Here is a 24,447-nt window from a genome sequence, read left to right on the forward strand (position 1 = left end):
CCTCCCGGTCGATCCCGGCCTCACCGCGCCGCGCGTCCGCCTCCCGCCCCGTCGCTCCCCGCGCCGCCGAGCCCGCCCGAGCCCGTGGCCTCAGCCGCCGCGCCCTGGCCTTCGGGACGTTCTCGGTGGTCGGCGGCCTCTTCGCCACGGCCGCGATCCCCGCGTACGGCGCCCGCAGCTCCTTCGCCACCGCGACCGGCCGCGCCGCCGCGAACCGGGTCGGCCTCCAGAACCTCACCGTCTCCTCCGACGCCGCCGGCCAGACCGCCGTCCGCGACGCCTTCGCCGCACCGACCCAGGCGCAGCTCGACGAGGCCAGCCGCCAGGCGGCCGTGCTCTCCGGATCCAACGGCGGCGAGTTCTCGACCGTGCAGACCCGCGCGGTCGGCGACGACTACCCGTGGCCCTACGAGACCATCGACGACGACGGCGGCGGACTCTCGCCCCTCGGCTACTACTACCGCGAGTGCGTCGACTTCGTGGCCTGGCGCCTCAACCGCGACGCCGGCCGCACCTCCGCGCCGTGGAAGTACACGTGGGGCAACATCACCCCGCTCGGCGGCAGCGCCTACGAGTGGCCGGACAACTGGGCCGAGAAGGGCTGGGCGACCAGCAGCGTCCCGATCGTCGGCTGCGTCGCGTGGTGGACCTACAACCACGTCTCGTACGTGCAGAAGGTCAACGACGACGGCACCGTGCTCCTCGAGGAGTACAACTACGGCGGCAAGCACAGCTACGTGACCCGCACCTTCCCCACGGCGCAGGTCCCGCTCTTCCTGTACCCGCCGGTCCTCTAGGGGGCCTGTCCCGTCGCGCGTCGGCGGGCGATGTGTCGCGATCCGTCCCCAGCGCACGCCGACGGGCGAGGGGGTGCGATCGCGCGTCAGCCGAGCGCGGCGAGGAGGATCGCGAAGGCTGGCGTCGTCGGATCGACGAGCGCCATGTGGTCGGCGTCGGCGAGCTCGTGCAGCTGCACGGCGGGGTGCCGGTCGGCGTATCGGCGGCTGTAGGCGACGGGGACGTCCTCGTCGAGTAGGCCGTGGATCAGCGTGGTCGGCTGCGGCGGCGTGGGCAGCTGCGCGGGGTCGGCGCCCGGGAGCAGCGCGAGGTCGCCGCCGAGGAGCTCCCCCACGGCGTCGTCGCTGAGGCGGTCGGCGGAGGCGGCGGCCAGGTCGAGCACGCCCGCCAGCGCCACCACAGCGGCGACGTGCGGCGACGGACGGGCGGCCTGCGACCAGACAGCGAGGTGGCCGCCGGCGGAGTGGCCGACGAGGGTGACCGGCCCGGCGCCGGGCAGCAGCGCCGGGAGCGCCGCGAGCACGGCCAGGACGTCGTCGCCGGTGCCCGGCCAGCCGCCTCCCGGGTCGCCCGTGCGCCGGTACTCGGGGAGGAGCACGTCGTGCCCGCGGTCGGCCAGCGCCGCCGCGAGCGGCCGGGCGTGCCGCCGGTCCCACCGCGCCCGCCAGAACCCGCCGTGCACGAGCACGACCGGCCGGTGCGCCTCGCCGGGCGCCCCGCGGAAGACGTCCGCGATCTGCTCCGGCGCCTCCCCGTACCGGCGCACCTCGTCCGGCCCGCGCCCCTCCGGCTGCTGCATCCCCCCAGTACCTCCCCGTGAGACGCCACGTCGGTACGCCCGGCACGGCGTGTCGCGTACCGGAGCGGCATCCCGCGGAGAGGGAGGGGACCGCGTCAGGACTCGAACCAGCCCCGGGGGTGGTGGTCGGCCGTGAGGGACGTGCGCGGACGGGTCGGGCGGGCCCAGCGGACGGCGTTCGCCAGCACGCGCCGGATGTCCGGGTGGTGGTAGACGGGGTAGTCCTGGTCGCCGGGCGAGAAGTAGAAGACCTTCCCGAGGCCGCGGGTGTAGGTCACGCCGGAGCGGAACACCTCGCCGCCGGTGAAGGTCGACAGGAACACCGTCTCCTCCGGCACCGGGATGTCGAAGTACTCGCCGTACATCTCCTGCTCGGGGATGATCAGCGGGCTGGGCACGCCCTCGGCGATCGGATGGGTGGGCGCGATCGTCCAGACCAGCTCGCGGTCGCGGTCGTTGCGCCACTTCAGCGAGCAGGTCGTGCCCATGAGCGCTTTGAAGATCGACGAGTAGTGGCCCGAGTGCAGGACCAGGATCCCCATCCCCTCCTGCACGTGCCGCAGGACGCGCTGGACGACCTCGTCCGACACCTCCTCGTGCGCGATGTGCCCCCACCACAGCAGCACGTCCGTCGTCGCGAGCGCCTCCTCGGTGAGCCCGTGCTCGGGCTCGGGGAGCGTCGCGGTGCGCACCGAGACGGCGTCGCCGAGCGACTCCGCGAGTCCGTCCGCGATGACGCGGTGGATGCCGTCCGGGTAGTGGCGCAGCACGGTCTCGTCGCCGCGGGTCTCGTGGCGGAACTCGTTCCAGACGAGGACCTCGATCGGGGCGCTCATGCGACCGCCACCTCCTGCTTCTCGGCGGCGGAGCGGTAGATCGCGTCGACCACCCGGCTGCGGTGCAGCGCGTACTCGCCGTAGTGGCCGGAGTAGCGGGGGCCGCCCGCGGGCGCGTCGGCTCCCGAGGCGATCGCCTCCAGGAACTCGGCGATGACGGAGCGGTGGTGCCCGGCGGGGACCCTCACGTCGGGGTGCGAGACGGTCGGCGCTCCGGCGACCTCGGAGTAGAGCGTCAGAGTCCCCTCCGTGGCGTAGTCGGCGATGTGGAGGCGCGCGCCCCCGGCCGAGCCGAGCAGCTCGACCTCGATGTCCTCGTCGACCTTCGAGTAGCTGGCCCAGGAGGCGTCGAGCTGGAGCGAGCGGCCGTTGTCGAGGCGCAGCAGGGCGCTCGAGAAGTCCTCCACCTCGAACGCGTGCGTGCCGGTGGCGGCGACGCCGTGCGGGCGCCCTCCGCGGCCGGAGCGGCCGATCTCGCCGTACGCGACCGCCGAGACGCTGGTCACGCGCGGCTCGTAGAGCAAGTGCAGCGCGATGTCGAGCACGTGGGAGCCGAGGTCGATCAGCGGGCCGCCGCCGGCGAGCTCCTTGCTGGTGAACCAGGAGCCGATGCCGGGGATGCCGCTGCGCCGCTGCCAGCTCGCGCGGGCGTGGTAGACGTCGCCGAGCGGTGCGTCGTCGAGGTAGTCGCGGAGGAAGGCGACGTCGGCGCGGCGGCGGTGGTTGTACGCGATCTCGAGCACCCGGTCGTTCGTGCGGGCGGCCTCGACCATCTCGGCCGCCAGCTCGGCGGTGGTGGCGAGCGGCTTCTCGCAGAAGACGTGCTTGCCGCTCGCGAGCGCGGCCACGGCGATCGGGTGGTGCAGGTGGTTCGGGACGCCGATGGAGACGACGTCGAGGTCGTCGCGGGCGACGAGCTCCTCCCAGTCGGCGTAGAGGTCGGGGACGCCGCGGGTCGCGCCGAGTTCGTGCAGGCGCGCCTCCTCCTGGCCGGCGAGCGCGACGACGCGGGCGCCGGGCAGGGACTGGAAGGCGTCGAGGTGAGTGGTGCCGGCGAAGCCGAGGCCGACGACCCCCACGCGCAGCTCAGTGGTGTTCTCTGTCATGCGCCGAGCCTACTCGAATCGATTCGAGCACTCCATGGGCGGTGCGGCTTCCCGGAGCATCGGGCAGGCCGGCGTCAGGCCGCGAGACGCGCCTCGAGCGCGGCGAGCGACGCGCGCAGGGCCGGCGCCTCGAGGGCGTCGCCGTCGGCGGCGGCGTGCGCGGCGGCGAACGCCTGGACCTGGCGGTGCAGCTCGACGCGGGTCCCGCCGCGGGCGACGCCCGCGAGCCGCTCGGCGAAGCGCACGCCGGCGCGGACGACGAGCGGCTGCCCCATCGCGTACGAGCGCAGCGCGAGGAACACGTCGGCCAGCAGCTCACCCGCCCGAGGCCATGGGACGACCAGGCGGACGACTCCGTCGGCGTCGGAGTAGCGGCCGCGCGCCTTCGGCCGGCCGCAGAGGTCGACGAGCGCGCTGGTCAGGGCCTCGACGGCGCCGACCGCGGTGTACGGGTCGTTCGTGCCGGTCGCGAGCCCGCGGACTCCGATCTCGACCACCTGCTGGACGGCGTAGCGGAGGTCCTGGTGCGGGGTGCGGGCGTCGGCGACGACGACCGCGGCGACCGCCTCCTCCTGGGCGACGGACCCCTCCAGGACCTCGAGCACCGGGTCGCCGACGAGGACGTGGTCGCCGGGCAGCGCGAGCACCCGGAGCCGCGCGTCGCCGCGGCGGGCCAGGGCGACCAGCCGCTCGACCTCGAGCTGCTCGACGTAGCCCCCGCGCACCGCACACAGCACGACCGGCTCGCGCCCCGCCGGCGGCAGGGCCTCCTCCGCGAGCAGGGCCTCCTCCGCGTCCACCGGCTCCTCACCGTCCTCCGGATGCAGTCGCTCGATCACGTCGACGAGCTCGCCGAGCACCCGCTGCTGCAGCGTCGTCACCTGCACCGACAGCGCGATGTGGTGGATGAAGTAGACGAGCACCGCGACGTCGACCACCGCGAGCAGCACCGAGAACGAGACGGCCACCACCGGCACGAACGTCAGCGACGCGTCCTCCTCGGTGTGCACCGCGCGCAGCACGATCAGCGAGTACAGGAACGTGGACGTGAGCACCGCCAGGACGACCTGGTTGCCGCGGTCGGCCATGAAGTTGCGGACCAGCCGGGGACCGTAGGCGGAGGACGTGGTCGCCAGCACCGAGATCGTGATCGAGAACGAGGTCGCGGCGACGCCCAGCATCGTCCCGCCGATCGCCGAGAGGATCGCCCGGCCGCCGGTCGGCGACAGGTCCTCGATCAGGGGGATGTCGCTGACGCCGGCGCGGACCAGCAGATGGTCGACCTCGACCAGCCCCAGCGCCAGCCCGACGGCGAGGACGCCGAACAGGGCCGGGAGGAACCAGAAGGATTCGCGGAGGTGGAGGAGCCGGGAGCGCATCCTCGAAGGCTAGAGCGGCGCCTCCTCGCGGGCCGCGCCGCCGCGGAGGCTTGCGCGCCGGGCCGGGACGTGCCGCGGTGCCTGCCGCGGAGGCGACGTCGCGTCAGGGCCGTCCGCACTGCGGGGGCGTCGTCGCGACGGACGCCGGACGCGCCGGAGGCGCCGACCCACGGGGATCGGCGCCTCCACGGGGCGTCAGGTGACGTTGATGAGCGTGCGCTGCCAGCCGGAGGAGCCGTCGGGCGCGACCGGTGCGCGGTCCTCGATCTGGACCATGCCGTTCTTGTCGACCGCGCGTACCGCGACGTAGTGCGAGCCGGGCTGGGCGTCCCAGTCGACGAACCACTGCACCCAGGTGTCGAGGTTGACCGGGGTCGAGAGCGTCGCCTCCTGCCAGTCGCCGTTGTCGATGCTCACCTCGACCTTCTCGATGCCGATGCTCTGCGCCCAGGCGACGCCCGCGATCTTGAGAGCGCCCGAGGTGACGGGGACGCCGATCCGCGGGGTGTCGATCCGCGAGGACATCTTGATGGGGGCCTCGGCGGAGTAGCCGCGCGGGGTCCAGTAGGCCTGGTCGGCCTCGAAGGTGGTGACCTTGAGCTCGGTGAGCCACTTGGTGGCCGAGACGTAGCCGTAGAGGCCGGGCACGATCATCCGCACCGGGAAGCCGTGCTCGAACGGGAGGGGCTCGCCGTTCATGCCGACGGCGAGGATCGCGTCGAGGTTCTCGTCCGTGACCGCGGTGATCGGGGTGGACGCCGTGTAGCCGTCGCTGCTGGTGGAGAGGAGCATGTCGGCTCCGCTCTGCACGCCGGCCATCTTCAGCACGTCGCGCAGGGGGACGCCGAGCCACTTGGCGTTGCCGACGAGGTTGCCGCCGACCTGATTCGAGACGCAGGTGAGGGTGATGCCGTACTCGTCGAGGCCCATGTCGAAGATCTGCTGGAGGTTCAGCGTCACCTCGCGGTCGACCATGCCGGTGATCTTCAGCGACCAGGCCGACGGGTCCAGGTTGGGCACGGTGAGGGCGGTGTCGACGCGGTAGAAGTCGGCGTTCGGCGTGTAGAGCGGCGTGATGCCCTCGATGTCGAGCTCGGCGCCCGCGGGGACCGAGACGGTGCTGCGCGGGGACGGCAGGCGCAGGGCGTCGCGGACGCCGGCGAGGGAGGAGGTCGCCGCGTTGACCAGGCGGGCGCCGGTGCCGACGACGGCCGCGCCGACGGCGGAGATCAGCGCGATGCGGAAGAAGCCGCGGCGCTCGAGGGCGCCCGGACGGGCCTCGGAGGATGTTCCCCTGGCCTCCGAGGCCCGGGCCGCACGCCAGCCGCGCAGGCGCGTGAAGAGGAGGTGCATGACGACGACGGCGACGACGAGTCCGACCAGCGTGGGCACCGCGGCGAGCGGCGACGCTCCGGTGCGGGTCACGATGGCGGCGATCGAGAGGCCGCCGGCGATCACGAGCAGCACCTGGCCGAGCGGCGGGCGGACCAGCTGGAGCACTCCGGCGATCGCGGCGGCGACGACGACCGCGGCGCCCACGCTGCCGAGCAGGAAGGTCTTGTCGTTCTCGCCGAACGTCTCGATCGCGAACTCCTTGAGCGGGCGCGGGACGATGTCGACGATGAAGGCGCCGAGCGCGAGCACGGGGCTCGCGGTGCGGGCGACCGCGAGGGCGATGAGCTCGGCGACGGCGAGGAGGACTCCGCCCGTGACGATGCCCGCGAGGGCGGCGAGCAGGAAGTAGAGAGCTCGATGCTCGCGCACGGGTGCCGCTGTCTGGTTCATGGAGGAGAGTTTTCTCCCGCGACCTGCCGTTTCCCAGGGTGTCCCTGGTTTGGTCGTGTAGGCGCCTTTTTCATAACGAACAGGTAACGCACAGCGGCGGCATCTCGACGGGATCACCTCTCGCTCGGCCCGCCGCCGGGCCTCACCGCGCGCGACGCCCCCGCCGGAGGACCGCCGCGTTCGCGGTGACGATGAGGGCGATGCCGATCCATCCGGCCGCGCCGACGTCCTGCCCGAGCACGACCGCGCCGATGAGGGCGGCCAGGACGGGGTTGGCGCTCATGAGCGTCCCGAACACGCTCGCCGGGAGCCTCCGGAGCGCGATCACGTCGGCCACGAACGGGACGGCCGTCGCCAGGACGCCGGCGCCGACCGCCAGGAGCACGGTGCCCGCGTCGGGGCGCGTCGAGACGAGCGTCCAGACGGCGACGGGCAGGAAGACGGCGGCGGAGATCCCGGTCGCCGTGGCGGTCCCCTGCGCTCCGGGCAGACGGAGTCCGATGATCCGGTTGAGCAGGATGTACGCGGCCCAGCAGCACGCGGCCGCGAGACCGAGCGCGATCCCCAGCTGGTCGGACGAGGGCCTCGGCCCGGCGATCGCGACGACGCCCGCTCCGGCGACGAGGGCGCAGAGCGCGCTGGTCCTGCTCCGGGAGCCGAGGAGCGCGACCGCCAGCGGCCCGCAGAACTCCAGGGTCACCGCCAGCCCCAGCCCGATGCGGTCGATGGCCGCGTAGAGCGTGAGGTTCATCGCTCCGAACACCACGGCGAGGAACAGGACGGGCCACCACTGCGCGCGGGTCAGGTCGCGGATCCGCGGCCGCACGACCGGGAGGAGGATCAGCGCGGCGACGATCTGCCGGACCGCGACCACTCCGACGGACCCAAGGACCGGGAAGGCCAGAGTCCCGGAGGCCGCCCCGAGCTGATTCGAGAGGGCGCTCGCGAGGGCGGTCGCGACGCCGACGGTCCGGCCGTCGCCGGGGAGCTGCTTCGTCATGCCGGAAGTCTGCGAGCCGTCCGGCCCCGGCTCACAATGCATCACCGGTCCGACCGATGCGGGAACCGCATGAATAGGATGCGGTCATGGATCTGGAACTGCGCCACCTCCGGTCGTTCGTCGGCGTCGTGGACGCCGGGACCTTCACCGACGCGGGGATCGACCTCGGCATCTCCCAGACGGCGGTCTCCCGCAACGTCGCGGCGCTCGAGTCCGTCCTCGGACGAAGGCTCCTCCACCGGACGACCCGCAGCGTCGAGCTCGCGCCGGCGGGCGAGCGGGTGCTGCGGCACGCCCGCCGCGTCCTGGCCGTCGTCGACGATCTGCGCGAGGAGGCGGCGGCCGGAACGGACACGATCCGGATCGGCTACGCCTGGTCGGCTCTCGGCGAGCACACCCAGGAGTTCCAGCGCCGCTGGGCCGCGGCGCTCCCCCGCCACGAGCTGCGGCTGATCCGCTCCAACACCCCCACCGCGGGGCTCGCGGAGGGCCTCAGCGACCTCGCGATCCTCCGGCGCGGATCTCCGGCTGCGGACGTCGAGTCGGCTCTGATCGGCACCGAGAAGCGCTACTGCGCCCTGTCCGTCGACGACCCGCTCGCCGCGAAGCGCACGGTCACCCTCGCCCAGGTGGCGACCGCTCCGCTCGCGCTCGACGACCGGACCGGGAGCACCCGGCTCGACCTCTGGCCCGAGCACGACCGGCCGCGGATCACCGTCCCGACGACCGACGTCGATGACTGGCTCACGGTGATCAGCAGCGGCTCCGCCCGCGGAGTGACCGCGGAATCGACGGTGAGCCAGTACCGACGGCAGGGCCTCGCCTACCGGGTCGTCCGCGACGCCCCGCCGGTCCCCGTGCACGCCGCGTGGATCCGGAGCGACCCGCCGCCCCTCCTGGGCGACGTCATCGGGCTGCTCCAGGGCCTCTACCGCACCTCCGACTGACGACGACGGCCGCCGGGGGCGATCCCCGGCGGCCGTCGTCGTCACGTCACTTGCAGGTGAGAGCGGAGTACGCGGCCTGCTTCGTGGTGGTCACCGATGCTCCGTCCACGGTCGCCGTCGCGGTCACCGTCGCCGAGCCCGCGGCCACCGAGGCGGCGCGGGTGGTGAAGGCGTGCGAGGCGCTCGACCCGGGAGCGATCCCGGTGAACGCCTTCGAGCCCCAGGCGGAGCCGAGGGTGATCCCCGCCGGGACCTTCGCATCGTTCCGAGCGGTGACCGTCACCACGACCTTGCCCGCCACGCAGCGGCTGGTGGCCGCCACGGTCGTCGGTACCGTCGCCGCGGAGGCGCGGACGATGGAGAGGCGGTAGGTCGCTGTCGTCGTGTGGTCCTGCGCCGACGACTCGACGACCACGCTCGTCGTGCCCGACGCCGCGAGCGGCACCGTGCGGCGGAGGGTGTCGTCGATCAGCACGCCGTCGACCTTCACCAGACCGCTGGGCACGGCCGGGTCCAGGTCGAGCGAGACGCTCGTCGTGCCGGCCGGCACCGTGAGCGTGTGGTCCCTGACCCCGGCGGCGAGAGCCGGCGAGAGCGTCCCGACGTCGGAGGAGAGCTTCGTCAGCTCCGGGTCCGCAGCGTAGGTGGTCGACTCGGTCGTGTAGACCCCGAAGACACCGCCGACGTAGCTGGATCCGGTGCCCTGGAAGCGCACCGTGACGACGGGGATCTTCTGCCCCTTCGCGTCGAGCACGTACTTCCCGCTCTGGTCGCGCTTGTAGCTGTCCTTCGCGGCGAGACCGCTGAGGATCGACGCCGGGATCCGGTCGTACTGGACGTACCAGCTCGTCGCTCCGGCCGCTCCCGAGACCACCTCGGTCTTGAGCTTCACGTCGTTGAGGTAGACGTCGAAGGTGCGTCCCGCGTCGCCGCCGTAGTAGCGGACCCCGAGGTAGTTCGCCGGCAGAGCCGGGTCGACGATCATGTCGTACTGGAAGTACGCCTCCGCCGAGCGCTCGCCGTCGCGGTACCCCTCGCCGCGCCAGGTCCCCACCGAGGACCGCGCGGTCTTGTAGTTCTTGTCGGCCTCGCTGTTGTTGTTGTCGAAGGAGGTGAGGGAGTCGATCGTCGTCTCGTCGACGCGCAGCTGCTCCTTCTGCGTCCGGATCAGCGCCTGGGCCGCGGCCGAGTCGGGCTCGATCAGGGTCATGTAGGTCGCGTAGCGGGCGTTGTAGAGGCTGTAGTACGGAGTGAACACCCGGGCGGCGGACGCGGCGTCGACGTTCTTCATGCCGAAGCGCATCGTCGTGCGGCCGTTGCCGTCCGCGCCGTCGGGCAGGCGGACCAGGTTGCCGCGGACCGCGGACTTCCAGGCCGCGGAGTCCGCGACGACGACGTTCGAGTTCACGGACTTGTCGGCCGTGCCCATGCGCACCAGGACGCCGGCGACGTAGGACGCCTCGACGTTCGAGCGGTTGAGCTCGGTCGCCAGCAGCACCGGTCCGTAGCGGAACGCGGTCCAGTCGGGGTTCTCCGTGTCCGCGACCGCGCTGACCGCGGCGGGCAGCTTCCAGGTCAGCACGTCACCGGCGGCGACGGCGACCGAGACGTATCCGGCCTGGGCCGTGACGGCACGGACGGCACCGTTCACGGTGAGCGTCGGCGCTCCGTCGATCCAGGACGGCACGCGCAGCTTGAGGGTCGTGTCCGCGGCCACGGCTCCTCCGGCCAGCGCTTCGACCCTCAGGGTCGCCGTGTCCGTGCTCGGGATGTCCGCCGTCTGGGTCAGCCGGAGGTTGTTCGCGGAGGAGCGGAGGACCGAGGAGCGGAACTGGTTCACGAAGACGGTCTTCGGCTTCTCGAAGTAGATCGAGTCGCCGAGCTTGGTGAAGCTCTCGATACCCGAGCCGTGGTCGCACCAGAACTCGTCGAGCTCGTGCCCGAAGACCTTGGCGTAGCCCGCGGTCTGCGGCTGGAAGTAGGTCACCATGCCGGTGTCCGGGTTCTGCACCGAGAGGACGCCGTTGATGAACGTCTCCTCGTAGAAGTCGGCGTACTTCACGTCCTCGGTCACCTGGAACAGCGCCCGGGTGAGCTTGAGCATGTTGTAGATGTTGCAGCCCTCGGAGGTCGAGTTCTCGCCGTAGCCGGTGGTCTGGCCGTTCGTGGCGTACTCGTACAGGGTGCCGGGTGCGTGGAAGTGCTCGGACTGGCTGTTGCCGCCGTTGGCGTAGGTGTGGGTCTCGTCGACCATGCGCCAGAAGTTCTCGGCGGCACGGCGGTACATGTCGAGATCCGACTTCTCCGCGGCGGTGAGCGTGGCGTAGAGCGCCGGGTCGTCGGTGAAGACGCGGTAGCGCTTCAGCGCGCCGATCAGCTTCGGGACGGTCGTGTTCGCGTGCAGCCCGTTGAGGACGTCCTCGTTGTTCGCGAGCTTCTGGAACAGCGCGGTCTCGTCGAAGTACTCGGCCGCGCGCTTGTGCGCCGGGTCGTGCGTGGTCTCGTACAGGCGGTAGAGCGCCTCGTTCATTCCGCCGTACTCCGTGTTCAGGAGCTGCCCGGGGTTGGCCTGGCGGCCCGCCCAGGCGGTGATCCAGCTGCCGAAGCCGCCGGCGACGACGAGCGCCTTCTGCGAGACGGCGTCGGGCGCCTGGTCGTGGGCGTCGAGGAGGCCTGCGAGCACCTTGTGCAGGTTGTAGAAGGGGACGAGCAGGCCGTCGCCGCCCGAGGGGAGGTAGCGGGTCGGGAACGGCGAGACGTAGCCGGCGTTCGCGGGGTCCTTCAGCGCGTAGGCGTCCTGGACCTTCTTCAGACCGTCGACGGAAGCGGTGAGCTTCGCGAGCAGAGCCGCCTTGGTGGCCGCGTCCTCCTCGGTCGCGTAGGCCTGCGAGAGCGCCGAGAGGTAGTGGCCGAAGAAGTGGCCCTGGAACCGGGTGCCGTTCTCGCGCTCCCAACCCCCGTATCCGCCGCTGGTGGTCGGCGTGAGCCCGGCCTCGCGGTAGAAGGAGTAGAGGAACATCTCGGGGTCGAGGCTCAGCAGGTACTCGACGGTCTGCTGCTCCCCGTTCTCGAGGTAGGGGTCCTGCACGGAGACGTCGGACAGGCCGGCCTCCAGAAGGTAGTTCGACGTCTTCACTCCCCGGGGCTGCACCTGGAGAGTGTAGGTCTTCGTGACCGCGGTGCTGCCCCCGTAGGTGGCGGAGCCGGTGAGGACGACCTGCGTCGCGGAGCCGGTGGGCGGCGTGACCGCGGCCGTGCCTCCGCTGATCGCGACGGTCGCCGGGTCGGAGGAGGTCCAGCTGAGGGCGGACCCCTTCGCGCCGACGGTGGGCAGGGTGAAGCCGGTGCTGGTGCTCGCGGGCGGGGCGACCAGCTCGAGGTCGGCCCGGGCGATGCTCGCGGGGTCGAAGGAGGGGTTGCCGGCCTTCGTCAGGGCGACGACGTCGGTGGTGGTCGCGACGCCGTTGTAGAGCGCGTAGTCGTCGAGCAGGCCGCGCAGGTGCGCGCCGTTGTACTGGGGGCCGTTGAAGCCGAGGGTCTTCGTCGAGGTGCTCTCGGAGCCGAGGACGCCTGATGCGGAGGAGGACGGCGCGGTCTTGACGACGGCGGTCTGCTTCACCCCGTTGCGGTAGAAGGCGACGGCCTTGGTGCTCTTGTCGTACGTGGCGACCACGTGCGTCCACTCCCCCGCGGGGAAGAAGCCGGAGCGGGCGGTCTCGACGGCGACCTTGTACGGCTGACCGCCGGACGGGCCGATCGAGAGGGCGAGCGGAGTGCCGTCGCCCTCGGAGGTGAGGTACCAGCCGTCGGAGTTGTAGGCGGTCTTGTTCCAGGTGAAGACCTGCTCACCGGTCATCGCGCTGGTCGGCTTGTACCAGAACGAGACGGTGAGGTCGGCGGGCTGCAGCGCCGCCGCAGTGCCGAGCGAGATCGCGTTCGATCCGGTGAACTCGAACGCCCGGCCGTTCAGGCCGGTGCCGTAGGAGGCGGTGCCCTTCTGCATCCCGAGGGCGGTACCACGACCGCTGGTGTCGGCGAGCGACCCGTCGAACGGGAGCTCGAGCACCTTCGCGGCGTCGAGCGAGGTGGTGGGGGCGGCCTGGGCCGTGGGGCCGACCGACAGGAGACCCGCCGTCAGCGCCATCACCGCCACGGTGGCCAGGGGGAGTCGTCGTCTCATTCGTGAGGCCTCTCGTCGTTGAGAAATCCGGCCCAGGGGGGCGGGCCGCCTCGAATGTTACCGTTAACAATAGTTTTCGGTGAGGTTTCGGTGAGAGGACTGACAGGGTCCTCGAGCGCTCAGCGGCGCCGGTCCAGAGCCGCCCGGAGGTACGGAGCGGTGCGGCTGCCCGCGGCCTCGGCGACCTCCTCCGGAGTGCCCGTCGCGACCACCGAGCCGCCGGCCCGGCCCGCCCCCGGGCCGAGGTCCACGACCCAGTCCGCGTCGGCGACGACGCGCATGTCGTGCTCGACGACGATCACCGTGTTGCCCGCGTCGACGAGGTGCTGCAGGTGCTCGAGCAGGCGGTCGGCGTCGGCGGGGTGCAGGCCCGACGTCGGCTCGTCGAGCAGGTAGAGCGTGTCCCCGCGCTGGGCGCGACGCAGCTCCGAGGCGAGCTTCACCCGCTGCGCCTCTCCCCCGGACAGCTCGGGCGCCGGCTGGCCGAGCGAGACGTAGCCGAGCCCCACGTCCACCAGAGCGTCGAGGTGGCGGGCGACCTCGCGGTCCTCGGCGAAGGCCTCGCGCGCGTCGGCGACGCTCAGCGCGAGGACGTCGGCGATCGTCCGGCCGCCGAGGGTGACCTCGAGGGTCTCGTCGTTGTACCGGGTGCCGCCGCACGCCGTGCAGGGCGCCTCGACGGTCGGGAGGAACAGCAGCTCCACCTCCACGGAGCCCTCGCCCTTGCAGACGGGGCAGCGCCCGCTGGGCAGGTTGAAGGAGAAGCGGCTCGCCGAGAAGCGGCGGCGCTTCGCCTCCGGGGTGGCCGCGAAGAGCGTCCGCACCCGGTCGAACAGGCCCGTGTAGGTCGCGACGTTCGAGCGAGAGGTCCGGCCGATCGGGGTCTGGGTCACCTGCACCACGCGGCGCAGGCGGTCCGCGGGCCCGGAGGCGGTGCCGCGGGTCGCCGCCGCGGCCGCGTCGAGCAGCGGGTCCGCCTCCCCGCCCTCCTCGGCCGGCGCGTCCTCGGAGACGTCGGCGCGGAGCGAGGCGCGCAGCAGATCGGGCAGCGCCTGGTTCACGAGCGTCGACTTGCCCGATCCGGAGACACCGGTGACCGCGGTGAGCACCCCGACCGGGAACGCGACGGAGAGGTCGTCGAGGGTGTGCCGCGAGACTCCGGCGAGCTCGATCCACTGCTCCGCGGTGCGGCGGGAGCGCAGCGGCGCCGGGTCGCCCTCGGGGAAGAGGTAGCGGCGGGTGACGGAGTCGCGGGCGCCCGGCAGGCCGTCGAGCGGGCCGGAATAGACGACGGTGCCGCCCCCCGACCCCGCGCCCGGGCCGATGTCGACGATCCAGTCGGCCTCGCGGATGACGTCGAGGGAGTGCTCGACGAAGAAGACGGTGTTGCCGGTCGCCCGCAGGGTCCGCAGGATGCCGAGCAGCGCCTCCGTGTCGGCGGGGTGCAGGCCCGTGGACGGCTCGTCGAGCACGAAGACGACGCCGAAGAGGCGCGAGAGCACCTGCGTCGCGAGGCGCATCCGCTGGAGCTCCCCCGAGGAGAGCGTCGGCGTGGAGCGGTCGAGCGAGAGGTGGCCGAGGCCCAGGTCGACGATCGGCGCGAGGCGGGCGACGAGATCCTCGACCAGCCGCTGCGCGGCCAGGCGGGTCTGCGGAGCGCCGTCGGCCGGGGTCCAGCCGGGCTCCAGCACGCGCCGCGCGACGACGACCAGCTCCTCGAGCGGGAGCGCTGACAGCTCGGTGATGTCGAGCCCCTCGAAGGTGACGGCGAGCGCGTCGGGCTTCAGCCTCCGGCCGCCGCACACCGGGCAGGCGACGCTGACGACGAACGAGGCCGCGCGCTCGCGCATCCGGGCGCTCTTCGAGCCGGCGAAGGTGTCGAGCACGTAGCGGCGCACCCCGAGGAACGTGCTCATGTAGCGCGGCTCGTCCCCGGCGGCCACGGAGGCGCGCACCTCCGCGGGCGAGCGGTCGGTCCACACGGGGACCTGCGGCGAGTCGGGCGTGTGCAGGATCCAGTCGCGGTCCTCCGCGGGCAGATCGCGCCACGGAGCGTCGATGTCGTGGCCGAGCGAGATCAGGCTGTCGCGCAGTTGCTTGCCGTGCCAGGCGGTCGGCCAGGCGGCGAGCGCCCCGTCGCGGATCGAGAGGGAGTCGTCCGGCACCATCAGCTCGTCGGGCACGTCGTAGACCCGGCCGATGCCGTGGCAGCTGGGGCACGCGCCCTGCACGGTGTTGGCCGAGAAGTCCTCTGCGAGCAGCATCGGCGCGCCCTCGGGGTAGGCGCCGATGCGCGAGAACACCATCCGCACCACGCTCGAGAGCGTCGTCGCACTGCCGACCGTGGAGCGGGCCGAGCCTCCGGAGCGCCGCTGCGGGAGGGCGACGGCCGGCGGCAGGCCCTCGATCGAGTCGACGTCCGGCACGCCGACCTGGTCGATCAGCCGCCGCGCGTAGGGGGCGACCGACTCGAAGTAGCGGCGCTGCGCCTCCGCGTAGAGCGTGCCGAAGGCGAGCGAGCTCTTGCCCGATCCGGAGACCCCCGTGAAGGCGACGAGGGCGTCGCGCGGCACGTCGACGTCGATGCTCCGGAGGTTGTTCTCGCGGGCGCCGCGCACGCGGACGTGGTCGAGGGGGTCGGTGGTTCCAGGCGCGCTCATCCGTACAGCCTGCCGTGTCGGGATGTGGGGCGGCCGCCGCGGAGCTCCGAGGCGCTCGACGCCGAGACGGCCCGCTCCCGGCCGAGGCACCGCGGTGGGGCGGTGTCTCGGCGGGGGCGGGCCGTCTCGGCGTCAGCGGCGCGCGTGCGTCAGCAGGTGCGCGCCGGGTAGGCCGCGGTCAGGGCGCCCGCGGTGAGCGAGGCGGCCGGGACCGAGGCCTGACGGGTGGTGAAGGCGGCCGAGGCGCTGGCGCCGGGGGCGGCGGTCAGCGTCTGCGAGGCGCCGAACGGCGAGCGGATGACGACCGAGAGGGGCGTCGTGCCCGTGTTCTTCACCACTCCGGTGAGGACGACCTTGCCCGCGACGCAGCGGGTGGACGCGGTGAGCGTCGAGGTCGGTGCCGTCACCACCACGGTCGCGGTGACCGTGACGGCCGTGGAGCTCGAGAGCCGACGGTCGGCGGCGTCGTAGGCCGTCGATCCGTTCGCGCCCACCCACTGGTTGTCGTTCGCACCGATCGTGCGGACGACTCCGGTGACGGAGTAGCGGCCGGGCGCCGTCGCCACCGCGGAGGTGTTCCAGGTGACCGGCTGCGAGGCGGTGCCCCGGTTGTAGGCGAGCACGACGTCGGCGCGGGCGGGCAGAGCCGCCGCGGCGTCGGTGCCGGAGGCGACCGTCACCTCGCCGAGGTCCGAGCGGACCGCGGAGGCGGCGTCGGCCGAGCGGACCTCGGCGTACTGCCCCGCGGTCAGCGAGACGATGCCGCCGTGCTTGGTCGACGAGGCGAGCGAGAAGCCCGGGTCGGTGAGCTGGGTCCAGCCCGTGTCGAGGTCGTTCGTCACCATCGGCTTGTAGCCGGTCGCGGGGATCACGTCGACGTACAGGTACCAGGTGTCCTCGCCGTGGTCCTTGAACACCGCGGGGCCCTCGACCCCACCGGGGTTGCCGCCGGACCACACCGCGCCGATGCGCGACTGGATCTGCGTCCACGAGGTCGTCGGCAGCCACCAGGTCGCCGAGGTGGTCGACTCCATGTAGATGCCCTTGCCGGTGCCGTTGTCCTTCGAGATCCGGTAGGTCGTGCCGGAGTCCTGGATCAGCGTGGTGTCGATCGTGTCGGCCCCGGTGTCGATGAAGGTGCCGCCGTACGAGTAGGTGGCCTGCGTGAAGTCCGTGGTCGCTCCCCAGAGCACGCGGGAGGATCCGGTGCCCGGCGTGTGCGCCGCGGTCGGGTAGACCGTCGAGGACCAGTAGACGACGAACGCGCCCTTGCCGGGTCCCGCGTAGTCCGGCACCCACGTGGCCTCGGGAGCCCACATCATGCCGGCCTCGAGCTTCTTCGTCCCCGCGGCGTCGAGCGCCACGTCGAACTGGCGGACGTCGCTCCACGACACGAGGTCGCTCGACTCCCAGACGTTCATCTTCGTGCTGCCCTTGGTGGTCCAGTAGCACCAGGTGTCGCAGGTGCTGGGGCCCCGGTCGCCGCCGAAGACGCGGAGGTCCGTGGCGATGATGTAGTACTTCTTCGTGTCGGGGTTGTAGGTCAGGTACGGGTCGCGGACACCGGTGGTGCCGAGGTCGGAGGCCAGGATCGGCTTCGCGCCGTTGAGCGGGTCCCACTTCTCCGGGTCGTCGCCGCGGGAGACGTCGAGGTAGATCTTCTCGGCGTAGCCCTGGGAGTCCTCGACGAAGTGGACCATCATGTAGCCGTAGGGGGTGTCGACGCCGACCTGCGGCTCGACCGTCACGGCGATCGAGCGGGTCTGCACGATTCCGCGGATCGACGCCGTCGCGGTGAGCGTCGAGGCGCGCGCGGCCTGGCCCACGGCGGGGCGGTCGGCGCTGAGGGTGCGGCCGTCGGCCGAGACGCGCAGGGTCGGGTCGCTGGAGGACCAGGTCACCGCTCCCCCGTAGTCGGGCAGGTTCGTGGTCGAGTCGTCGACGGTGAGCGGGGCGACCCCGGCCAGCACGGCGGCGGCGATCGGGGAGAACGTGGAGGCGTGAGGCTTCGCGTCGACGCTCGACACGGCCACCACCTCCGCCCCGGTGAGCGCGCGGTCGTAGACGCGGAACGCCGAGACCTCGCCCGTGTAGAACGGGTCGGGGTACGGTGCTCGGCCGATCGTGTTCAGCGACTGGTCCGCCACCGACGAGGGGCGCAGAGCGGTGGGCGCCGAGGCGACCTGGACGCCGTCGACGAAGAACGAGATCGTGCCGGCGCTGCCGTCGATCACCGAGGTGAGGCTGTACCAGCGGTCGGCGGTCAGGGCGGAGGCGCTGCGGGCGTTGTTCTCGCCGTTCCCTCCGCTGGTCGTGATCGCGGTGCGCACCCGGTCGCGGACGGACGCGAACCAGTACTGGTTCGTGCTGTCGCTGCCGATGTTCCACAGGAAGTGGAAGTTCGAGAGCATCGACGCGTCGGCGCGGGTCTCGATCGTGACGGTGGCCGACGAGCGACCGGTCAGCAGGTTCGCGGGCAGCTGCACCCAGGGGGCGGTGGTGCTGCTCTTGGGGCCGCCGGTGAGGCGGAGCGACGTGCCGGTCCAGAGCGCGTCGGTCGCGTTGCGGACGGTGGCGGCTCCCACGCCTCCGCTCACGGTGTTCGGGACCGTGCTGCCGGTGGTCTGCGTGAACCGGTAGTCGGCGAGGAGGCCCTGCTGCGGGATCACGGCATCGGCCGCCTGCGCGGCCGGAGCCGGGGCGACGAGGCCCGAGAGCAGCACTGCTCCGAGGCCGAGCGCGGCGAGCGCTGCGCGCAGCGGCGCTCGCCGCGCGGGTGTGGTGGTGGGGGGCATGGTGCTCCTTCGGTGGAGTGGTGCGGTTCGGGGAGGGGGAGAGGATCTCGGGGTGCCGAGCCCTGCTCGGTCGAGCAGCGCCGTCAGGGGCGTGTCGGAACCTGTGTGCGAAGCACGAGGGGCTCGATACGCCGCTGGGCGGCTGCTCGACAGGCAGAGAGGGGCAGCCGCTCGACCGGCACGAGGGATCAGCCGCCGGGGTTCATGTCGGTGTACCCGGTGGTCGGGGCGGTGGTGCCGAGTGCCGCGAGGGTGGGCGCCCTCCGCATCACGACGGGGTTGCCCGGGCTGTCGCGACCATGGAGCAGTCGCCGTCGTGGAACTCGATCGCGGGGTCGGCGGTGTCCGGCGCGATCGGGTCGGTGGAGGTCGGCTCGCCGAGGGCGACGGCCGGGGAGGCGGCGGTGTAGGGCAGCGGAGCCACCGCGGCGAGGAGGATCAGCAGCCCGGCCGTGTGGTGGCGCCGGAGCCCCGCGGATCGGGGGAGCTCGGCGTCGACGGGCGTCGATGCGGTCGTCATCGTGACTCCATCGTCAAGGGGCGGCGTGGGGCCCGGGGGCGCACCGTGAGCGGCGCGCCCCCGGGGGCTGGGGGGCTGCGGAGAGGCGCCGGAGGGCGCCAAGGGGAGAGGCCCGGTGGACCTCGGAGAAGAACTCGCCGTGACTCGCAGGATCCGGCGCGACCTCCACCTCGAGGCCTCCGACGCCGCCAGCTGCACGGTTTGTTCACGGTAACAGGGCGTCTGCGCAAACTCAACGGCCCCCGTGAGCGGGGGTGGCATCACTTCACGGCGCCTGCGGTCCGCGCGGTCGCTTTCGTCACGGAGGAAGGATCCGCGGCGCCCCGTGGAACGGCGCAGGCGACGTGGGCCGGATCGGACGTTCGTCGTGAGTCGTGATCAGCACCGCCGTCCCGAGCCGCCGCCCTCCGCCCTCCACCGTCGCTCGGGCCTCCGCCGCCGCTGTCACGAGGGGAGAGACGGGCCGCGCCCCTCGCCTAGGGTGCCGGGATGCCCCGCACCCGGACGTCCCGCGCCGCCCTCGCCTGGCGGGAGGCGGTCACCGGCTCGCGCTTGATGCTCGCTCTCAAGACGGCGCTGGCGGTCGGCATCGCCTGGGCCGTCGCGCCGCTCGCTCCCGGAGTCGCGGAGCAGTACCCGTACTACGCGCCGCTCGGCGCCCTGGTCAGCATGTACCCGACCCTGATGGGCTCGGTCCGCACCGGACTGCAGACCCTGCTCGGCCTGGCGGCGGGGATCGGGCTCGCCGCCCTCGTGGTGGTCACCGTCGGCCCGACCTGGTGGACGATCCCGCTCGTCGTCGGGATCGGCGTGGTCCTCTCGGGGACGGGGTGGTTCGGCGCGGGCCGCGAGTACGTGCCGATGGCGGCCCTCTTCGTGCTGATCATCGGCGGGGCCGACGCCGAGGACTACTCCCTCGGCTACCTCGTGCAGATGGCGGTGGGCGTGGTGGTGGGGCTGCTGGTGAACGTGGTCGTCGCCCCCGGGCTCACCGTCGAGGCGGCGTCCGCCCGGGTCGACGCGTTCCGGCACGAGCTCGCGGAGCACCTGCGCCAGCTGGCCGCCGCGCTCGAGGAGACGTGGCCACCCGAGCACGAGGCGTGGGCGCGCAACGGCGAGGAGCTGGCCCGGACGGCGGAGGAGGTCCGCGCGGCCCTCGCGGACGCGGACGAGAGCCGCAAGGGCAACCCGCGCGCGCTGCTGCACCGGCGCGACTCCCGACCCGACCACCTCCGCCTCGAGACGCTCGACGCGATCCTCTTCCACGTCCGCGATCTGAGCGGCGCCCTCGCGGACACCATCTGGGAGCGGCCGGGCGCGCTCCCGTTCGATCCGGCGCTCGGGCCGCCGCTGAGCGAGGCCTGCCGGGCGGTCGCCGACGCGATCGACCGCGACGACGCCGGCTCCCCCGCCGCGCACCGGGCGATCGGGGGCGCGGCCCGTGCGATCCGGCACCTCGTGCAGGTCGTCGACGAGCGGACCGCCGCGACTTCCCGGACCCTCGGTCCCGGTGTCCTCGCGGCCATGCACCTCCGCCGCGTCCTGGTGCGCCTGCAGCACGACGGCGCGGAGCCGCAGGAGGAGTGAGGTCTGGCGCCTCCCGCCCCATACTGATATGGTGATGGGACATCAGGAGGACGGGGACGACGTGGAGCGGACGGTGACGACGACGAGCCTCCGTGGTCGCGCGCCGGAGCGGGTGACCACGGAGGCTCGTCTGGCCGTCGGGCAGGCGCTACTCGCAGACGAAGAAGGCGACCTCCACGTAGCCCATCGTCTGCGAACGGGTGTCGACGTCGGAGTTCTCGACGGTCACGCCGGACGCGGCGAAGCTGCTGCCTCCTGCGCCCGTCGACGCGTTGGCCGCGTAGGAGCCGCCACCGCGCACCCACAGGGAGGTGCCGCCGCCGGCACCGCCGAAGTAGCCGCCGCCGCCACCACCGGACGCGTAGGTCACCTGGCGGCTCGCGTTCGTCCTGGCTGCGCCGGCACCGCCGTCGCGCCCGGAGCCCGGGCTGCCGAGAACCGTCTCGGTCACGTTGACCGTCGTCACACCGGGCTGCCCCGGCCCGGTCTGGCTTCCGCCAGTGCTCCGGGCCTGCTCGGTGGAGCCGGTGCTGCTGTCCGCGCGCGAGACGGCGCTCTCGTAGCCGGAGCCGCCGACCGGACCACCGGACCCCGCGTTCGGCCCGACGCGGGCGGACCGGGTGAAGTCGTTCGAGGTGAAGCCGGCTGCGCTACCGCCGCCGCCGCCCGCGATGACGAGCAGGGAGCCCGCGGCGGTGATCCCGCTGGCCCCGCCCCCTCCTCCGGAGCCGATGTAGCCCGGAGTGCCCGGAGCCCCGCCGTTGCCGAGCCCCCGGCCGCCGGCCTGGTTGCTGCCGCCCGAGCCCGCGGTGATGACGATCTCGGACGCTCCGCCGAGCGCGTCGACGGGGATGGTGCCCGTCACCCGCGCACCGGCGCTGGTGACGTCCGACCCGGTGCGGACGCCGCCGCCGTCTCCGCCGACCGCCGTGAAGCGGACCCACTGGGTTCCCGCGGGCACGGGGATCGTCCGGGCCGCGAGCGCGGTGGTCGAGGTGGCGTCGATGCGCTGCGCGTCCTGCAGGGCGCACTGGGGGGCGGTTGAGGCCGACGCCATCGGAGCGGCGATCGAGGCGGCCACAACAGGAATCGCCCATGCGGCGCCCTTCACCACGGTTCGGCGCTGGGTCAGACGATCGGGGGCGCCGGTCGGCGTGCTGGTGTCTTCGTTCTGCATCGGAGTCCTTCTGTCATCGTGCACCCCTGGGTATCGGGGGCAGAGTCGGGTGAGAGGCGCGGGAGGATGCCCGTGCCGCTCCGACAGAGTCGCCTGCTCCGCGACGGGGCACGCCGCTCGAGGCCGCTCTGGCGCGAACCTGCCCTGAGGCGGCGCGCCGCGCCTCCCGCGCCTCATCCTCAGCAGCTTCTCCGCACCGCCGACCAGTCGTGCACGACGTCGCAGATGCCCCGTCGGACTCGCCGATACGGACCCTCCGAGCGGGCGGCCCGACTCGCGAGCACCCTGGACCGAGCGGCCCGGAGAGCCCGCGACGGCCGAGCGCAGAACCCGACGTCAGTCCGTCGCCGGCCCGCGACGGCCGAACGGGCAGCCCGGCATCAGCCCAGCGCCAGCCCGGCGTCAGCCCGCGTCGGCGAGCAGCGCCTCGCGGTCGAGCCGCTTCGCGTAGCAGCGCGCGCTCGGCTCGTCGCCCCAGTAGCCGTAGCCCGCGATCGGGTCGTAGCCGGCGCTCGCGTAGAGCGCCATCGCCTCCGGCTGCTCCGTGCCGGTGACCAGTCGGAGCAGCTCCACGCCCTCGCGGGCCGCCAGCCGCTCGACGCCGGCGAGCAGCACGCGGCTGAGCCCGCGGCCCCGCGCGGCGCTCACCACGAACATCCGCTTGATCTCGCCGATGCCGTCCTCGACCGCGAGCGCCACGGAGCCGACGAGCCCGCCGTCGACCTCGAGCAGCAGGGTCGGAGCGTCGGCGGGCGGACGCGGACCGGTGTCGTCGCCGCCGTAGCGGGCGAGGAGGTCGGCCTCCTGCAGGGCGAAGAGGTCCGTGGCTGCCGGGTCTCCGGCCGTGGTCTCGATCAGGCGGTGCACGGCACGATGCTACGGCGCGGCGGCGAGCCCCGCGGCGATCCCGGTCAGCTGCTCGAGCACGGCCCGCACGGCCGAGCGCTCCAGCGTCTCGGGCCGGGCGAGGCAGTCGATGTGGCGGCCGAGCCCCGGGATCCCGAGCGGCCGCAGCACCACCTCCGGCGTGCGCCGCAGGTCGGTCGTGTACCGCGGCAGCAGCGCGACGCCGTCGCCCGCCGACACGACCGCCGCCGCGACCAGGAAGTCGTTGATCCGGTGCGGGATGCGCGCGTCGCCGCCCGCGAGGACCGCGATGGCGTCGATCGCCCGCTCCAGGGGGAAGCCCTCGTGCACCGCGACCCACTCCTCGTCGCGGAGGTCGGCGGGGCGGACGACGTCCTTCGCGGCGAGCGGATGATCGCGCCGCAGCGCGAGGTCGAGCGGCTCGAAGAGGAGGGGCGTGGAGCGCACGGTCCCGGGCCACTCGGCGCTGCCGGCGAGCCGGTGCGCGACGACCAGGTCGTGGTCCGCGGTCAGCCCGGCGAAGGCGCTCTGCGCCACGTCGAAGTCGGCGAGCGCGACGCCCGGCCGACCCGGTGCGCGCAGCGCCTCCAGCAGCGGGCCGAACATCGCCAGCCCCGCGCTGTGGAACGCGGCGACCGAGACCGTGCCGCTCGGCTCCCCCTCGAATTCCGCGACCGCCCGGGCCGCGCGCTCGAGCGCCACCTCCACCTCGACCACGGCCGCCGCGAGAGCGCGGCCGGCGGGGGTCAGCGCGGTCCGGCGCCCGTCGCGGAAGGTCAGCGCCGTCGGCGTGCGGCGCTGCAGCGCGCTGATCTGCTGCGAGACGGAGGAGGGGGACACCCGCATCGCGGCGGCGACGGCGGCGATGCTCCCGCGCTCGCCGAGCTCCCGCAGAGCCCTGAGCTGTCCGAGTTCCATGAGTTCCAACTTACGCGTCGGCGAAGAAGATGCAGTCTTGTCCTTCGGGTCTCCGTGCCGCCACGATGAGCCGTGCGCGCTCTCCTCTCCCGCTTCCGGGTCGACCTCCTCCTGCTCGTGGTCGCCGCCTCCTGGGGCTCGACCTACTTCGCGGCGAAGGAGCTCGTCACCGACTCGAGCGTGATGGCGCTGCTCGGCTCGCGGATGACCCTCGCCGCCCTGTGCCTGGCCGTGATCGTCGCGGCGCGGCGGCACCGGATCACCGCGGCGGAGTGGCGGGTCGGCGTGACCATCGGGGCGCTGCTCGCGACGATCTTCGCGCTCGAGACCTACGGCATCGCCGGCACCTCCGCCACCAACGCGGGCCTCATCATCAGCCTGACGATCGTGATCACGCCGATCCTCGACTCCGCCGTCTCGAAGCGCCGGCTCCCGGGCCGCTTCCTGCTCGCATGCCTCGTCGCGGTCGTCGGGGTCGCGCTGCTCGCGGGCAACGGCGCCCTCCGCCCGCTCTCCCCCGGCGACCTGCTGATCCTCGGCGCCGCCGTCGTGCGGGCCGTGCACGTCACGTCGATGCACCGCCTCTCGGCGCGGGCGCCGATGGACTCCCTCCGCCTGACCACGGTGCAGCTCGGCACCTGCGCCGTCGTGTTCAGCGCCGCGTCGCTCGTCGTCGGCGTGCCGATCCCCGAGTACGTCGCGGGACTCGACCCCGTGGGCGCCGGCCTGTTCCTCTACCTCGTCCTGGTCTGCACCGTCTTCGGCTTCCTCGTGCAGACGTGGGCGGTCCGCCGCACCTCCCCCTCCCGCGTCAGCCTCCTGCTGGGCACCGAGCCGGTGTGGGCCGCGGTCGTCGGAGTCGCGCTCGCCCGCGACCCGATCGCGCCGGTCGGCTTCCTCGGCATCGCGCTGATCCTCGCGGGCACGGCCTGGGGCCGCTCCCTCGAGCAGCGGACGACGCCCGACGTGCCGACCGCGGCGGCCGCTCCGGAGGCGCTGCTCGCCCCCGAGCCGGAGGACGAGCACCGGCGTCCCGTCGAGCGGTAGCCGGGTCAAGGGACTCGCGTGCGGCGTCCCGATGTGGGGGAATCGG

The 24,447-nt window shown here is 73.1% G+C and carries 17 protein-coding genes; 4 read left to right on the top strand and 13 right to left on the bottom strand.

Annotated features, from left to right (window positions below):
- On the top strand, positions 1-797 hold a 797-nt coding region (locus C5B93_RS17815), incomplete at its 5' end, for a CHAP domain-containing protein (RefSeq protein ID WP_104292554.1).
- Between the two features lie 86 nt (positions 798-883).
- Here C5B93_RS17815 and C5B93_RS11975 read toward each other — a convergent pair.
- From C5B93_RS11975 to C5B93_RS12000, 6 genes are all read right to left on the bottom strand, one after another.
- Positions 884-1,597, bottom strand: coding sequence for an alpha/beta hydrolase (locus C5B93_RS11975; protein ID WP_104292555.1), 714 nt, complete (start codon positions 1,595-1,597; stop codon positions 884-886).
- 95 nt (positions 1,598-1,692) lie between these two features.
- The gene (locus tag C5B93_RS11980) at positions 1,693-2,433 is read right to left on the bottom strand and encodes a ThuA domain-containing protein (RefSeq protein ID WP_104257753.1); all 741 of its coding nucleotides are present in this window, start codon (positions 2,431-2,433) and stop codon (positions 1,693-1,695) included.
- The gene (locus C5B93_RS11985) at positions 2,430-3,539 is read right to left on the bottom strand and encodes a Gfo/Idh/MocA family protein (RefSeq protein WP_104292556.1); all 1,110 of its coding nucleotides are present in this window, start codon (positions 3,537-3,539) and stop codon (positions 2,430-2,432) included. Before C5B93_RS11985 ends, C5B93_RS11980 begins: the two co-directional genes overlap by 4 nt.
- Positions 3,540-3,613: 74 nt before the next feature.
- Positions 3,614-4,918 carry a DUF2254 domain-containing protein gene (locus tag C5B93_RS11990; protein ID WP_104292557.1) on the bottom strand — a complete coding sequence of 435 codons (1,305 nt, stop codon included), beginning with the start codon at positions 4,916-4,918 and terminating at the stop codon, positions 3,614-3,616.
- Positions 4,919-5,113: 195 nt separating this feature from the next.
- Positions 5,114-6,703, bottom strand: coding sequence for a molybdopterin-dependent oxidoreductase (locus C5B93_RS11995; protein WP_104226578.1), 1,590 nt, complete (start codon positions 6,701-6,703; stop codon positions 5,114-5,116).
- Between the two features lie 142 nt (positions 6,704-6,845).
- A complete protein-coding gene (locus tag C5B93_RS12000) occupies positions 6,846-7,703 on the bottom strand; it encodes a DMT family transporter (RefSeq protein WP_104292558.1) in 858 nt (285 codons plus the stop codon).
- Positions 7,704-7,789: 86 nt separating this feature from the next.
- On the opposite strand from C5B93_RS12000, the gene C5B93_RS12005 reads away from it, so the two are divergent.
- On the top strand, positions 7,790-8,650 hold the full coding sequence (locus tag C5B93_RS12005; RefSeq protein WP_104222432.1) for a LysR family transcriptional regulator: 861 nt from the start codon (positions 7,790-7,792) through the stop codon (positions 8,648-8,650).
- Between the two features lie 46 nt (positions 8,651-8,696).
- Here the strand turns inward: C5B93_RS12005 and C5B93_RS12010 are convergent, their stop codons facing one another.
- The 4 genes from C5B93_RS12010 to C5B93_RS12025 all read right to left on the bottom strand — a co-directional run bounded on the left by C5B93_RS12010 (position 8,697) and on the right by C5B93_RS12025 (position 18,805).
- Complete coding sequence (locus C5B93_RS12010) at positions 8,697-12,830, bottom strand: beta-L-arabinofuranosidase domain-containing protein (RefSeq protein ID WP_104292559.1); 4,134 nt, start codon at positions 12,828-12,830, stop codon at positions 8,697-8,699.
- A gap of 119 nt (positions 12,831-12,949) precedes the next feature.
- Complete coding sequence (locus C5B93_RS12015) at positions 12,950-15,490, bottom strand: excinuclease ABC subunit UvrA (RefSeq protein ID WP_104292560.1); 2,541 nt, start codon at positions 15,488-15,490, stop codon at positions 12,950-12,952.
- Positions 15,491-15,639: 149 nt separating this feature from the next.
- Positions 15,640-18,285, bottom strand: a complete 2,646-nt coding sequence (locus C5B93_RS12020; protein WP_104292561.1) for a LamG-like jellyroll fold domain-containing protein — start codon at positions 18,283-18,285, stop codon at positions 15,640-15,642.
- A gap of 268 nt (positions 18,286-18,553) precedes the next feature.
- Positions 18,554-18,805, bottom strand: coding sequence for a hypothetical protein (locus C5B93_RS12025; protein ID WP_104263513.1), 252 nt, complete (start codon positions 18,803-18,805; stop codon positions 18,554-18,556).
- 489 nt (positions 18,806-19,294) lie between these two features.
- Here C5B93_RS12025 and C5B93_RS12030 point away from each other — a divergent pair, with 489 nt between their 5' ends.
- Positions 19,295-20,392: an aromatic acid exporter family protein gene (locus C5B93_RS12030; RefSeq protein WP_104292562.1), complete on the top strand. Its 1,098-nt coding sequence runs from the start codon at positions 19,295-19,297 to the stop codon at positions 20,390-20,392.
- Between the two features lie 148 nt (positions 20,393-20,540).
- On the opposite strand, the gene C5B93_RS12035 is transcribed toward C5B93_RS12030, so the two are convergent.
- From C5B93_RS12035 to C5B93_RS12045, 3 genes are all read right to left on the bottom strand, one after another.
- Complete coding sequence (locus tag C5B93_RS12035; RefSeq protein ID WP_146076912.1) at positions 20,541-21,569, bottom strand: hypothetical protein; 1,029 nt, start codon at positions 21,567-21,569, stop codon at positions 20,541-20,543.
- Positions 21,570-21,971: 402 nt separating this feature from the next.
- The gene (locus C5B93_RS12040) at positions 21,972-22,436 is read right to left on the bottom strand and encodes a GNAT family N-acetyltransferase (RefSeq protein ID WP_104263510.1); all 465 of its coding nucleotides are present in this window, start codon (positions 22,434-22,436) and stop codon (positions 21,972-21,974) included.
- Between the two features lie 9 nt (positions 22,437-22,445).
- Positions 22,446-23,354 (bottom strand): LysR family transcriptional regulator, encoded by a 909-nt coding sequence (locus C5B93_RS12045; protein ID WP_104292563.1) that lies wholly within the window; start codon positions 23,352-23,354, stop codon positions 22,446-22,448.
- A gap of 72 nt (positions 23,355-23,426) precedes the next feature.
- On the opposite strand from C5B93_RS12045, the gene C5B93_RS12050 reads away from it, so the two are divergent.
- Entirely contained in the window at positions 23,427-24,401 is a 975-nt protein-coding gene (locus C5B93_RS12050; RefSeq protein WP_219814040.1) for a DMT family transporter, read from the top strand.
- Positions 24,402-24,447: the final 46 nt, after the last annotated feature.

It is taken from the genome of Rathayibacter sp. AY1A2 (assembly GCF_002930935.1).
GTDB lineage: Bacteria > Actinomycetota > Actinomycetes > Actinomycetales > Microbacteriaceae > Rathayibacter.